The sequence below is a fragment of the Saccharothrix deserti genome, assembly GCF_009769385.1.
In the GTDB taxonomy this organism is placed as follows: domain Bacteria; phylum Actinomycetota; class Actinomycetes; order Mycobacteriales; family Pseudonocardiaceae; genus Actinosynnema; species Actinosynnema deserti.
The window spans coordinates 121,407-134,426 of the sequence record NZ_ML775959.1 but is presented as its reverse complement, the minus strand read 5'-3'; the positions used below and the strand labels follow the sequence as shown (position 1 = coordinate 134,426).

General features: G+C 68.0%; 10 protein-coding genes. 9 read left to right on the top strand and 1 reads right to left on the bottom strand.

Annotated features, from left to right (window positions below):
* The first annotated feature begins 45 nt into the window (after positions 1-45).
* A complete protein-coding gene (locus tag FM051_RS00485) occupies positions 46-630 on the top strand; it encodes a nitroreductase family protein (protein ID WP_158839435.1) in 585 nt (194 codons plus the stop codon).
* Between the two features lie 76 nt (positions 631-706).
* On the opposite strand, the gene FM051_RS52990 is transcribed toward FM051_RS00485, so the two are convergent.
* A complete protein-coding gene (locus FM051_RS52990; protein WP_274383412.1) occupies positions 707-841 on the bottom strand; it encodes a hypothetical protein in 135 nt (44 codons plus the stop codon).
* Between the two features lie 30 nt (positions 842-871).
* Between FM051_RS52990 and FM051_RS00480 the strand changes: the two genes are divergently transcribed.
* The 8 genes from FM051_RS00480 (at position 872) to FM051_RS00445 (ending at position 13,018) form a co-directional block, all read left to right on the top strand.
* The gene (locus tag FM051_RS00480) at positions 872-1,993 is read left to right on the top strand and encodes a hypothetical protein (protein WP_158839433.1); all 1,122 of its coding nucleotides are present in this window, start codon (positions 872-874) and stop codon (positions 1,991-1,993) included.
* Between the two features lie 943 nt (positions 1,994-2,936).
* Positions 2,937-3,929, top strand: coding sequence for a helix-turn-helix domain-containing protein (locus FM051_RS00475; RefSeq protein WP_158839431.1), 993 nt, complete (start codon positions 2,937-2,939; stop codon positions 3,927-3,929).
* 789 nt (positions 3,930-4,718) lie between these two features.
* Positions 4,719-5,498 (top strand): alpha/beta fold hydrolase, encoded by a 780-nt coding sequence (locus FM051_RS00470; RefSeq protein WP_158839429.1) that lies wholly within the window; start codon positions 4,719-4,721, stop codon positions 5,496-5,498.
* 135 nt (positions 5,499-5,633) lie between these two features.
* A complete protein-coding gene (locus tag FM051_RS00465) occupies positions 5,634-6,332 on the top strand; it encodes a type 1 glutamine amidotransferase domain-containing protein (RefSeq protein ID WP_158839427.1) in 699 nt (232 codons plus the stop codon).
* Positions 6,333-6,496: 164 nt separating this feature from the next.
* Positions 6,497-7,189, top strand: a complete 693-nt coding sequence (locus tag FM051_RS00460) for a phosphoribosylanthranilate isomerase (protein WP_158839425.1) — start codon at positions 6,497-6,499, stop codon at positions 7,187-7,189.
* A gap of 5 nt (positions 7,190-7,194) precedes the next feature.
* Positions 7,195-7,866 carry a uracil phosphoribosyltransferase gene (gene upp / locus FM051_RS00455; RefSeq protein WP_158839423.1) on the top strand — a complete coding sequence of 224 codons (672 nt, stop codon included), beginning with the start codon at positions 7,195-7,197 and terminating at the stop codon, positions 7,864-7,866.
* 146 nt (positions 7,867-8,012) lie between these two features.
* On the top strand, positions 8,013-8,693 hold the full coding sequence (locus tag FM051_RS00450) for an NAD(P)H-dependent oxidoreductase (RefSeq protein WP_158839421.1): 681 nt from the start codon (positions 8,013-8,015) through the stop codon (positions 8,691-8,693).
* A 266-nt stretch (positions 8,694-8,959) separates the two neighbouring features.
* Positions 8,960-13,018 (top strand): amino acid adenylation domain-containing protein, encoded by a 4,059-nt coding sequence (locus FM051_RS00445; RefSeq protein WP_158839419.1) that lies wholly within the window; start codon positions 8,960-8,962, stop codon positions 13,016-13,018.
* Positions 13,019-13,020: the final 2 nt, after the last annotated feature.

Here is a 13,020-nt window from a genome sequence, read left to right as displayed (position 1 = left end):
GGCGGTCCTACGATCGGATCAGGTTCGACCGATATCGGGGGTGCCGTGGAATTCCAGGACGTGGTGCGCCGCAGGCGCATGGTGCGCGAGTTCACCGATGAGCCCGTGTCCGACGAGAGCGTGCGGCGGATCATGCGCAACGCGTTGCGCGGGCCGTCGGCCGGGTTCTCGCAGGGCCAGGCGTTCCTCGTGCTGCGGGGTGGGGAACTGGCGCGGTTCTACGAGCTGATCCGGCTCTGGACGTTCGACTCGGTGAAGGCCGCGCCGGTCGTCGTGATCGCGTTCGCGGTGAAGGACGCCTACCTCGACCGGTACGCCGAACCGGACAAGGGGTGGACCGACCGCAGCGAGGACCACTGGCCGGTGCCGTTCTGGCACGTCGACACCGGTATGGCCGTGCTGCTGATCCTGCAGACCGCCGTGGACGAAGGGCTCGGCGCGGTGTACTTCGGCATCGGCGCGGACGATTTCGACAAGGTCCGCGAGGAGTTCGGCGTGCCCGCCGACCACGTGCCGATCGGCGCGATCGCGATCGGGCACGGGGCGGAGGAGGGCATCTCGGAAGGCGCTTCTCCACTCACCCGCAAGCGCAGGCCGTTCGACGAGGCAGTCCACTTCGGCCACTGGTGACTCCCGCCTGCCACCCGCATCGACCCGACGAATGCGGTCGGCGGCGTTGTCGGACGGCGGCACGGTGACAGTCGGGTCAGCGAGGCTTGGTGGCCACCCACCGGCCCACCGGGAACACCCGTCCCGCCGTGTCGCAGAACTCGCGTACCTGCTGCTCGACGTCGTAAATCCGCCGCATCCCCCGCACCACGTGGGTAGTGTGGACGATCAAGGCCGGTCTGTGTGGGGGATGGCAACGGCGATGAGACCCGCGTACCTGGAACCGCGCACGGACGTCCCGGCGGTGGACGACTGGTCCACCGGCCTGGCCCTCGACGAGTTCCGCGATGTCTGGCGCGTGTTCGCTGCCGTCGCGGTGGGGCTCCTGGCGGTCGCGGGGAGCCTCGCGGTGTTCTTCCCGGCCACGCCCGGCAGCGTGGCGGCCGTGGTGGTGCTCGGGCTGCTGGGTCTCGCGGCCGGGATCCCGCCGCTGGCGCACCGGGTCGAGACGGCGCCGCGCCGGCGTGGACTGCTCGACCGACCGTGGCGCCGCGTCCCCGCGACGGCCGCGGCCGATGGCGGGCAGTGGGAGGAGGAACGGCTCCTGGTCTTCGCCCCGGAGGGAACGCTCGTCCTGCGCGGCGCGCTGCCCGACGTGCCGGACCTGGTGCTCGACCGGCAGGAGGTGTTCCTGTGCCGGCCGGACGACCAGGGCAGGGCCGTGGTCCGCGTCGCGGGCCTGTGCCGCATGTTCCCGGTGCGGGTGGACGAGACCGACGTGCGTCCACGTGAACGCGAGCCGCACGTGATCGGCCGGCCGCTGGACGACCCGGCGGTGGCGCGGGCGTTCCGCGGCTTCCGCTGGGGCACGCGCTCCTGGCTGTGGTCCGCCGGACCGGCGGTGCTCGGCGCCGTGCCGGTGGCACTGGGCGTGTGGCCGCTGTCGCCGGCCGGTCTGGTGGTCGGCGGGCTCCTGCTCGTCTTCGCCGCCGTCATGGTGCCGACTTCGCTCCTCCTCGGCACGTTCTACCGCGAGGCGGTGGCGGCTGCCGAGTCGGCGACGGAGTGGACACCCGTCCCCGTCACGCTCTTCCCCTGGGAAGCCGATCACGAGGTCGCCGGACTCGCCCAGCTGCCGGGCGGCACGGCGGTGGTGCGGTTCCCCCTCCCCGACCTGGACGTGATCGCCAACATCGCCGACACGGGCACGATGTGGATGGCCGGTGACGGCAACGGCGTGGTCGCGGTCGGCGTGCCGCGCGTGCCCGTGCTCACGCTCGCGGTGGTGCAGCCGGACCGCGACGTACCGGACGACACCCCGCAGCCGTGGCTGCTGCGCACCATCGAACCGTCGTGGGACGGCGTTCCTGCGCTGCGTGCCTGAGCGGTCACGCACGGCCCACAGTCCTAACAGGTCGACGGCCCTTGGGGTGGTCAGCGGGTGTTGGCCGCGTTCGAGCGGCGGACCTGCTTGGCTGCCAACGGTCTTCCCCTGTTCAGGATCCGGTAGACCCGATCTTTCCCGTCCGGTGACAGGAACTGGTTCGGCGTGCGATCACCCCAGGCCGGTGATCGCCTCATCCGAGCCCACGACTCGTCCGACAGATCCACGGCGCAACCACACCGAGATCACCTCGAGCCGAGGCCCCCGATGCATTAGAGGCTCCGGTGGCATTATGGCTAAGGCGTGCTGCCAAATGGGGGCTTCCGACCATTTCGACTGACCCAACCGGGTGACCCTGAACGGTCCGGTTGACGAGTGTGCCACCTCATGGGAGACTAAAATCAATTGGTGAACTGATATGGGGGACTATCAGTGATCATGATGTCTTTCGGATACCTCACCAGCTGCACCAAATTGCGACGCTGTCGAGAAGTTCACGCGCTCGGGTGACGGCTGCTGTATCCTGACCTGGGGAATTTTGCTCAATCAGCAGTGCCACGCATTGGTTGGAAAGTTGCGACTGGGGAGTCGGTGACGATCCTTCCGGGATCGTGTTGGCCGGTGGGCACCGTTGGCCGGTGTCGACGTGATGGCGCTCGATCGTTCGTCTGAGCCGCGGGGTATTCGACCACCGCGGACTCCTGGAATGGTTCGGAAAGCCGGGAACCACGCGGGGCCGTTTCGGCGTCCCGCTTGTCGGTTTGGCGCGCTTCCAGGAGCACGTGTCTCGAACACGTCGACGACCAGATGAAAACGATCTGCACAACAGGTAATAGTTGGACCAAAGGCGATGAGGTCTCGCGGTCCAGGGGACCCGTCGCCTTCGCGCACGACTACTCTGGGGGGCTTGACGATGAGGGTTCACGACTTATTACCTGACGACATGGTTTCCGGGACGTTCCCGCACGTGGACGAGGAGACGCTGGCGCTCTACCGCCGCGTACTCGAAATGGACCTCCTCGACGCGGCGGCTCTGGAACGGGAGTTCGGGCCGGACGAGGCACAGCGGGTGGTCCGCAAGTTGTCCGAGGCCCACTTGGTGCGCCCGTTCCCGGACGCTGACGGCATAGCGGTGCTGCGCCCGGACGTCGCGGCCTCGACGATGATCCACCCCCTCGAGACGACCATCCGCGAGGCGCAGGGCCGGATCGAGCGGATCTCGGGTGAGTTCAACCGCCTGATGGCTGTGTACAAGTCCGCTGTGGAGCAGCGCAACCGGAAGGACTGCCTGCTCGACACGATCGCCGACCCCGACACCGCGAAGGCCCTGGTCCGCGAGCGCATCGCCGACGCCCGCAAGGAGGTGCTGGTGATGTTCGGCTCGGAACCGAAGTCCGAGCACCGGTTCCAGGCGATCCTGTCCGCGGACGGGCGGCCCACCCGCGACGGCGTCCGCCTGTGCGTGCTGCACCAGCACGCGGCCAGGTACCACCCGGCTGTGCAGGACCACGCCGCGGCCATCACGGGCGCGGGCGGCCAGGTGCGGACCATCGAGAAGCTGTGGAACGACATCTGCGTGGTCGACCAGGAAATGGTCTTCGTCTTCGACCACTCCGGCGTGGTGTCGGTCAGCCAGCCCGCGGTCGCCACGTCGGTGGCGGCCCTGTTCGAGCAGCTCTGGAGTCAGGCGAAACCGTTTCAAGGCAAGTCCGTGTCCCGTTCGGAAGGCATGCAGCTGAGCGAGGACGTGCAGCGCGCGATCATCTACTTCCTCGCCGAGGGGTTGCGCGACGAGAGCATCGCCCGCCGGATCGGGGTGTCGGTCCGCACCTGCCGCCGCCACATCGCCGAGGTGCTGGAGCAGGTCGGCGCGGAGACCCGGTTCCAGGCGGGCTACCTGACCGCCAAGCTGGGGATGCTGGAGTCAGCGAACTGATTCCGCCGCCGAGGGGTCCTGCCGCCCGTGGCAGGCTCCCTCGGCCGGCAGGCTCCCGCGGCGCCAACCGCGGTTCCAGCCCGTGTGGGCCCGCCGGTTCGGCGCACGCACGACTCGATCAGCGTGGCGAAGCCGACCGACGGGCCCGACCCGAGGTCGCAGCAGCCCGCTGGTGCCGGCTGTGCCGGCAGGCGCGGCACGACCTGGGTGACGGTGCTCGTGGTGCGTCCGCCGCGGTGGCCTCCCCCGGCGTGCCGATGCAGTCGCCCGCGCCCCGGCGCCGAGAGCGACCACGGCACCGTCCACACGCGACAGTGCCGACAAGCCCGCCGGGCGGCGGGCTTTGGCGCCGCGAAAACTCGTGCCGCACAGCGGACTCCGCCGAACCGCCAACCCCGATCGTTCACCGCCGGAACCCGCGGTGTCCACCGGTCCAGGGGATCAGGTTGTTGCACGGCTACAACATGCTCACATAGCCCGCGCTCCCCTTGTTGCCATGCAACAAGTTGAAAGCCACCGGGGATGGTCAACCCGGAATCCGCCGTGCGAGCATCGCACTGCCAACCGAGAACTTCGACGCCAACCGCGAAGCCCGGTGAGGGGGACGAGTCCTGGCCACAATCCGTCCCACCTTCCGGTGACCGGACCGGCTCTCACCTCCACCGCACGACCTCGGAGTCGTTCTTCGTGCTGCCGGGGGAAGTACGGCTGTTCGAGGTTGCAACCCGGACGAACGTCAGAGCGATAGGCCCGCAATCCACTTCACGACTCACAAGGAGATCATCAGTCATGCCTACGGTGTCTGTAGGAAACGCGCGCGTCGAGTACACGGTGACCGGGTCGGGTCCAAGCCTGGTGCTGGTGCACGGCGTCGGCAAGGGTGGGCAAAGCGCCTTCGGCCACCTGGTCGACCAGTTCGCGGAGCACAACACGGTCATCGTGCCCGAACTGTCCGGTAGCGAAGCGGCCGAGGACGACGGCAGCGAACTCACGATCGAGATGTTGGCCGAGCAGGTCTCCGCGGTGATCGCCGATTTCGGCACCGAGCCGGTCGACCTGTTGGGTTTCTCGCTCGGCGGTTCGGTCGTGGCGGCCACCGCGGCCCTGCACCCCGAGCAGGTGCGACGTCTGGTGCCGGTGGGCGGCCTGGTGCAGACGGACGCGTACATGAAGAACCTGATCGGCTTGGCGCTGAGCCTGTCGCACGACCCCGTGGCGTTCGGGCGGGTCCTGACCACGACCGCGTTCAGCCCGGCGTTCATCAACAGTCTCGACAGCCTGGAGGAAGTCGACAAGCTGGGCGCGGAGCTCAGCCCGTCGGCCGGACGGCTCCGGCAGCTGAGGCTGCTGGTGCGCGTCGACATGCGGGGTCTTGTCGAGAAGGTCCAGGCGGAGACCCTGGTGGTCGCCTGCTACCCGGACGCCGCGGTCCCGACGGAGCACTCCCGGGAACTCCACGCCGCGATTCGGAACTCGTCCTACGTCGAGGTCGACAGCGGCCACATGGTGCTGTTCGAAAAGCCCCTCGAGTTCGTGAAGCTGGTCAACGAGTTCATCCACAAGCCCTAGCCCGCAGTCGGAATCGCAGTCGACCGCGGGTCGCATCGTGGGCGCGGCCCTTTCCGGGAAGCACATGGTCACCGGCCGCGCCCACGTGCCCCGCAGGTATCCACGGCCGGGTCTTGACACACATCAGGAGGAGAAGTGGCCAAGGTACTGCTCGCAGTCAGCAGCCATGATGTTCTGGGGGACACCGGCAACAAGACCGGCTACAGCGTCTCGGAAGCGGCCCACCCGTACAACGTCTTCACATCGGCGGGCCACGAGGTGGACTTCGTCTCCGTGCGGGGCGGCGAACCACCGGCCGTGGTGTTCGAGGGGGAGGAGAACGACCCCGAGGTCGCGGCTTTTCTCGTCGACGAGACCGTGCAGGCGAAACTCGCGGCAACCCGGCCGGCCTCCCGGGTGCGATCGACCGACTACTCGGCGATCTTCTACGTCGGCGGGCACGGAGCGATGTGGGACTTCCCGGAATCGCCGGACCTCGCCCGGCTCGCGGTCGAGATCTACGAGCAAGGAGGCGTGGTCTCCGCCGTCTGCCACGGCCCGGCCGGTCTCGTCAACCTCCGCCTGTCGGACGGCTCCTACCTCGTGGACGGGAAGAGGGTCAGCTCCTTCACCAACGAGGAAGAGCACTCCCTGGGCCTCGTCGACGTCATGCCCTTCCTCCTGGAGGAGCGGCTGAAGGAGCGCGGCGCACTCCACACCAAGGCGCCGAACTACGTTTCCCACACCGAGCAGGACGGCCGGCTCATCACCGGCCAGAACCCCGCATCGGCCGCACCCGTCGCGGAACTCGTCGTCACCGAACTCAAGAATTCGACAGGCGGCCGGGGTCGCTGACACCCGGTCCGATCCACGCTGCCCACGGGTGGGCGACCTCTCTGCCCGAATCATGTTCCGCTGATTCCAACAGCTCCGCGCAATACCTGTCGGGCTTTCGCGCGCGGTTCGGAACCCATTACAAACGGCCGTCGTGAACGGCTGTCATCAAAAGGGAGATCACCATGCAGGGCTTGATCCAGGTCGCGGGAATCATCGACCAGGCCGAGGCGGACCTGATCATCGAGGAGGGCGCGGACTGGCTGGGGTTCGCGCTGCGACTCCCCGCGAAGAACGAGGACATCTCCGAGGCGGACGCGGCCGCGATCGTCAAGGCGATCCAGCCGGAGCACAAGGGCGTCATCATCACGTACCTCACCGACGCCGACGAGATCAAGGCGTTCTGCGCCGAGATGGGCGTCAGCGCCATCCAGCTGCACGGTGACGTGCTGCCCGCCGAGCTGCGCAAGCTGCGGGACATCGCCCCGGACCTGTACACCCTCAAGAGCCTGGTGGTGAAGGCGGACAACATCGACGAGCTGGCCAAGATCGTCGAGGACTCCGCCGAGTGGGTCGACATGTTCATCACCGACAGCTTCAACCCGGCGACCGGCGCCAAGGGCGCGACGGGCCTGGTGCACGACTGGGGCATCAGCGCCGAGCTGGTGCGGATCTCGCCGCGGCCGCTGATGCTGGCCGGCGGGCTGAACCCGGAGAACGTCGCGGACGCGATCCAGGAGGTCCGCCCGGCCGCCGTGGACGCCCACACCGGTCTCGAGGACGCCACCGGCCGCAAGGACCGGCTGAAGGTGCGCAAGTTCGTCGAGGAGTCGCGCAAGGCCTTCGCCCGGATCGCCGCCGAAGCCCGGCAGGGGTGAGCGGGATGACCAACGCGACCAAGGCGGTCGAGGACGCGGTGCACCTGCTGCCGCAGACCAGGCAGCTGCGCGCACTGCACACGATCATCCGCGACCGGCACGCCGACCGGGCGGACTTCGTCTTCAACGCGAGCAGGATCATCCGCCGGTTGGTCGAGACCGGCCTGGAGCTGCTGCCGTTCGAGCCGTACGACGTGCAGACCCCGGTCGGCCGGACCTACCACGGCCTGCGAGCCAGTTCGCAGATCTGCGGTGTGTCCGTCGCCCGCGCGGGCGAGAGCATGGAAGCGGAGTTGCGCGCGGTGGCACCGGCGGTCCGGATCGGCAAGATCCTGATCCAGCGCGACGTGGTGACGAAGCTGCCGCACCTGTACTACTCGAAGCTGCCCGCGGACATCGCACACCGGCACGTGCTGCTGCTCGACCCGATGCTCGCCACCGGCGGCACCGCGCTGGCCGCGATCGAGGTCCTGCTCGGCAAGGGCGTGCCGGAAGAACACATCGTGTTCATCAACCTGCTGTCGGCGCCGGAGGGTATCGCGGTCGTCCGCGAGCGCTACCCGAGTGTGCGGATGGTGACGTCGTCCATCGAGGAACGGTTGAACGAGAACGCCTACATGCTGCCCGGCATCGGTGACTTCGGCGACCGGTACTTCGGCACGGACGTGGTGGCGTAACAGGGACTACCGCAAGAACGACAGCCGACGCCGGCCGCCGGTCAGGTCGTGCCGAAGGGCATCCGGGTGTGGCGCGCCCTCGCGACTCGCTGCCGACCTGACTCGCGTCCAGACCGATCACAACCACCCGAGGAGCACGACGACCCATGTCCACCGCAGGCACCGACAGCGTCGCCAAAGTCGCCATCGTCTACTACTCCGGAACCGGCAACGTCCACAAGCTCGCCACGGCCGCGGCCGAGGCGGCCGAGAAGGCCGGTGCGGAGACACGCCTTCGCCGGGTACCCGAGTTCGTCGACGGGTCGCTGGCGCCGGTCTTCACCGAATGGACCCAGGCGTGGTCGGAGCACGCCGAGACGACCAAGGACATGCCGATCGCCGGTATCGACGACCTCGAATGGGCGGACGCGGTCCTGTGGGGCAGCCCGGGGCGTTTCGGCCTCATCGCCGCGCCGCTCAAGCACTTCATCGAGCTGGCCTGGCCACTGCACGCGCGCCGCGGCCTGGTCAACAAGGTCATGTCGTCGTTCACCTCGACCGGCTCACCGCACGGCGGCCAGGAAAGCACGATCCTGTCGCTGAACAACGTCTTCTACCACTGGGGCGCGATCATCGTCCCGCCGGGCGTCGCCGACGACATCCAACTCGCGCCGAGCAACGGCAACCCCTACGGGGTCAGTTCGGTCTCCGGCCCGAAGGCGGTTCCCGGACGACTCGCGGAGAACGTCACCGAGGACAACATGGCCGCGATCGAGTACCAGACCCGGCGGATGATCGAGATCGCCACCGCGTTGCGGCGAGGATCCGCGGTCGGCTCACCGGGATGACCACGGTCTGCCAACCTCGCACGGCTCCGTTCGCGGGGGCGGTGGCGGTGCCGGCGGTGGTGGGCGGTGTCGGGGTGTGCCGGTCGGACCGCGGGTGACGTGTTCCCGGACCGGGAACCGACCGTCATGCAGGTCGTCGGTGCCTTGGTGATCGTCGGTGCCGTGGTGCTCGCAGCCGAGGCCGGCCGAACCCGTGGCCGGGCTGGGGAAACCGGCTGCCGTTGCCGGGACATCGACCGATTGCCACTGATCCACTGGGGGATTAGATGAAACCACTCGACAAAGCGATACGGGAACCGTCCGCGAACACCTGCCTTCCCGATCTGCTCCACGAACAAGCCCGGCTGCGGCCGGACCAGACGGTCATCGTCAACGGCGGCGACCGCCTGACCTACCGCGAGCTGGTCCGGCGCAGCTCCGAGCTCTCCGGCTACCTGCAACACCTCGGCGTGGCCGCCGACGACTGCGTCGGCCTGTTCGTCGAGCCCTCGACGGACCTGGTGATCGGCGCCTGGGGAATCCTGTTCGCGGGCGGCGCCTACCTGCCGCTGTCGCCTGAGTACCCCGAAGAGCGTTTGCGCTACATGATCGAGGACTCCGCCACGGAGGTCATCGTGGCGCAGAAGGAGCTCGCGAACCGGCTGTCCGCGCTCGCGCCCGAGGGCACGACGATCGTCACGCTGGAGGACGCCGAGGGCTTCGGCCCCGCGACCACCGGCCCGGCCCCGGACAACCTGGCGTACGTCATCTACACCTCCGGCAGCACCGGCAAGCCGAAGGGCGTGATGATCGAGCACCGCAGCATCGTCAGCCAGATGCGTTGGCTCGCGGCGGCTTACGGGCTGGACCACGAGAAGACCGTGCTGCAGAAGACACCGATGAGCTTCGACGCGGCACAGTGGGAGATCCTCGCGCCCGCCTGCGGAGCGGCGGTCGTGATGGGCAGCCCGGGGATCTACCGCGACGCCGAGCGGCTGATCGACACCATCAGGGCCCACGACGTCACCACGCTGCAGTGCGTTCCCACGTTGCTGCAGGCGCTGCTGGACACCGACGAGCTGCACACGTGCAAATCGCTCACGCAGATCTTCACCGGCGGTGAAGCGCTGACCAAGCCGCTCGCGCGGAACTGCCTCGACACGATGCCGTGGTGCGACCTGGTCAACCTGTACGGGCCGACCGAGTGCACGATCAACTCGTCGGCGTTCACCGTGGACCGGACCACCGTCGGCGATGGCCCGAACGCGGTCTCGATCGGCGCTCCCGTGCACGACACCGAGTACCGCATCCTCGACGACCAGGGGTCGGAAGTGGCCGTCGGCGAGATCGGCGAGCTGTACATCGGCGGCATCCAGCTGGCGCGCGGGTACCTGCACCGGCCGGAGCTGACCGCGCAGCGGTTCGTGGACAACCCGTTCGGTGAGGGGAAGCTGTTCAAGACCGGCGATCTGGCCTGCTGGAACGCCGACGGCACCGTCCAGTTCATCGGTCGGGCGGACAACCAGGTGAAGCTGCGCGGCTTCCGGGTCGAGCTGGACGAGATCAAGCTGGCGATCGAGACCCACGACTGGGTCAAGCACGCGGCGGTGATCGTCAAGAACGACCCGCGCACCGGGTTCCAGAACCTGATCGCCTGCGTGGAGCTGAACCCGAAGGAAGCGGCCCTGATGGACCAGGGCAACCACGGCGCGCACCACCAGTCCAAGGACAGCAAGCTCCAGGTCAAGGCGCAGCTGTCGAACGCGGGCACCCGGGACGCGGCGGAGATCAGCGGCAAGCTCGTGATCGACCTGCCGGGGAAGACGGCCACGGAAGCGCAGCGGCGGCAAGCGTTCGCGCGCAAGACGTACCGGTTCTACGAGGGCGGCGAGGTCACCAAAGCCGACGTCCTCCGGCTGCTCGAACAGCGGGTCGTCGACGCGGACCCGCGCAGTCCGGCCGAGATCGGCTTCGCCGAGTTCGGTCGGATCCTGCGCTACTTCGGGCAGCACCTGAGCTCGGAACGGCTGCTGCCGAAGTACGGCTACGCGTCGCCCGGATCGCTGTACGCCACGCAGCTGTACCTGGAGATCACGGGAATCGGCGACCTGCGGCCGGGGATCTACTACTACCACCCGGTCAACCACCAACTCGTGTTGATCACCGAGACGGCCGGCGCGGCCGAGTCGGGGGTGAAGCTGCACTTCCTCGGCAAGAAGCGGGCGATCGAGCCGGTCTACAAGAACAACATCCAGGAAGTGCTGGAGATCGAGACGGGCCACATGGTCGGCCTGCTCGAGGAGGTCCTGCCGTCGCACGGCCTCGACATCGTCGACCTGGAGTTCGCACCGGCCACGAAGGACGGTCTGGAGGTCGCCGAGGAGGACTACTACCTCGGCACGTTCGAGTTGGTCCCGTACGCCGGGCCGCGGTCGGACGACTCGCTCGACGTGTACGTCCAGGCCCACCCCGGAAAGGTCGCCGACCTGCCGGCGGGCCAGTACGCCTACGTCGGCGGACGGCTCGAGCGGATCTCGTCCGAGCTCATCCTGCGCAAGCAGGTCATCGCCATCAACCAGGCGGTGTACGACCGGGCGAGCATCGGGATCTCGGTGATCAGCCGGACGAGCCGGGACTGGCGGCGGTACATCGACCTCGGCCGCGAGCTGCAGCGGCTGTCGATGAACGACGTGAACCTCGGGTTCATGTCGTCCGGGTACAGCTCCAAGACCGGCGACGACCTGCCCTCCGCCAAGCGGATCGACGGCATCCTGCGCGCCCTCGGCCGGGCCACCGGTCCTTCGTACTTCTTCGTCGGTGGCCGCGTGAGCGATGAACAGCGGCTGCACGAGGGCATGAAGGAAGACGTCGTGCACATGCGGGGCCCGGCGGAGATGATCCGGGACGACCTGATCAACTTCCTGCCGGACTACATGATCCCGAACAAGGTCATGGTGCTCGACGAGCTGCCGACCACCGCCAACGGCAAGATCGACGTCAAGGCGCTCGCCGCGTCCGAAAAGACCAATGTGGACACCGGCGACCGTCCCTTCGTCGCGCCCCGCACCAACGTCGAACGCCGGATCGCCGAGCACTGGAAGAAGGCGATGAAGCGGGCGAGCGTCTCGGTGCAGGACGACTTCTTCGCCTCCGGTGGCAACTCCCTGATCGCGGTCGGGCTGATCAACCAGGTCAACCGGGAGTTCGCGACATCACTGCCGCTGCAGGCGTTGTTCGAGTCCCCGACGATCGAGAAGCTGGCCCGGCGGGTGGACGGGGTGGACGAGGACCAGTCCTCCCGGCTGGTTCCGCTGCAGCCCGAGGGGTCGGCGGAACCGATCTACTGCTGGCCCGGTCTCGGTGGCTACACCATGAACCTGCGGCTGCTGGCCGAGAAGATGGGCACGGACAGACCGTTCTACGGCGTCCAGGCACACGGTATCAACGCGGGTGAGGCGCCGCACCCGACGATCAAGGAGATGGCGGCCGAGGACGTCAGGGCCATCAAGCAGCTGCAGCCGGAGGGCCCGTACACGTTGTGGGGCTACTCGTTCGGGGCGCGTGTCGCCTTCGAGGCCGCGTACCAGCTGGAGCAGTCGGGTGACCAGGTCGAGCACGTCTTCCTGATCGCCCCCGGCTCGCCCAAGGTCCACTCGGCCGGCCCGCGGGAACAGGTCGCCGTCTACGCCAACAAGGCCTATGTGACGATCCTGTTCTCGGTCTTCTCGGGCACGATCAGCGGTCCCCTGCTGGACAAGTGCCTTGCCGTGGCCAAGGACGACGAGAGCTTCGCCGCTTTCCTCAGCGAGAACTTCACGGGCCTCGACACCGACCTGGTGCGCCGGATCATCCGGGTCGTGGGTACGACGTTCGAGTTCAGCTACACGTTCCGCGAGCTGACCGAGCGGCGGATCACCGCGCCCATCACCATCTTCAAGGCACGGGGCGACGACTACTCGTTCCTGGAGAGCAGCAGGGGGTATTCGACGTCGGCGCCGACCGTTGTCGACCTCGAGGCCGACCACTACTCGATGCTCAAAGCACCGGACATCGACGAGCTCACGACGGCCATCCGCCGGCGCCTGGACACCCAGAAGGAGATCACCATGCCGCACGTCAACATCAAGCACTTCCCGATGCCGCTCAGCGACGAGCAACGGTCCGAGCTGGTCTCGGCCGTGACCAAGGCGGTGACCGACGCCTTCGGCTGCGACGAGGGAGTGGTGTCGATCGCGCTCGAGCCGATCGACAAGGAGGTCTGGAACGAGAAGGTCTACTTACCGGAGATCGTCAACCGCAGGCACATCCTCGGCAAGGTTCCGAACTACGGCCCCGACACCAACTGAGG

Bases quoted from the DNA above. Each gene is read 5' to 3' on its own strand.
- upp (WP_158839423.1), top strand. From the start codon at position 7,195: ATGACCAACGCGACCAAGGCGGTCGAGGACGCGGTGCACCTGCTGCCG.
- FM051_RS00480 (WP_158839433.1), top strand. From the start codon at position 872: ATGAGACCCGCGTACCTGGAACCGCGCACGGACGTCCCGGCGGTGGAC.
- FM051_RS00470 (WP_158839429.1), top strand. From the start codon at position 4,719: ATGCCTACGGTGTCTGTAGGAAACGCGCGCGTCGAGTACACGGTGACC.
- FM051_RS00450 (WP_158839421.1), top strand. From the start codon at position 8,013: ATGTCCACCGCAGGCACCGACAGCGTCGCCAAAGTCGCCATCGTCTAC.
- FM051_RS00460 (WP_158839425.1), top strand. From the start codon at position 6,497: ATGCAGGGCTTGATCCAGGTCGCGGGAATCATCGACCAGGCCGAGGCG.
- FM051_RS00445 (WP_158839419.1), top strand. From the start codon at position 8,960: ATGAAACCACTCGACAAAGCGATACGGGAACCGTCCGCGAACACCTGC.
- FM051_RS00475 (WP_158839431.1), top strand. From the start codon at position 2,937: ATGGTTTCCGGGACGTTCCCGCACGTGGACGAGGAGACGCTGGCGCTC.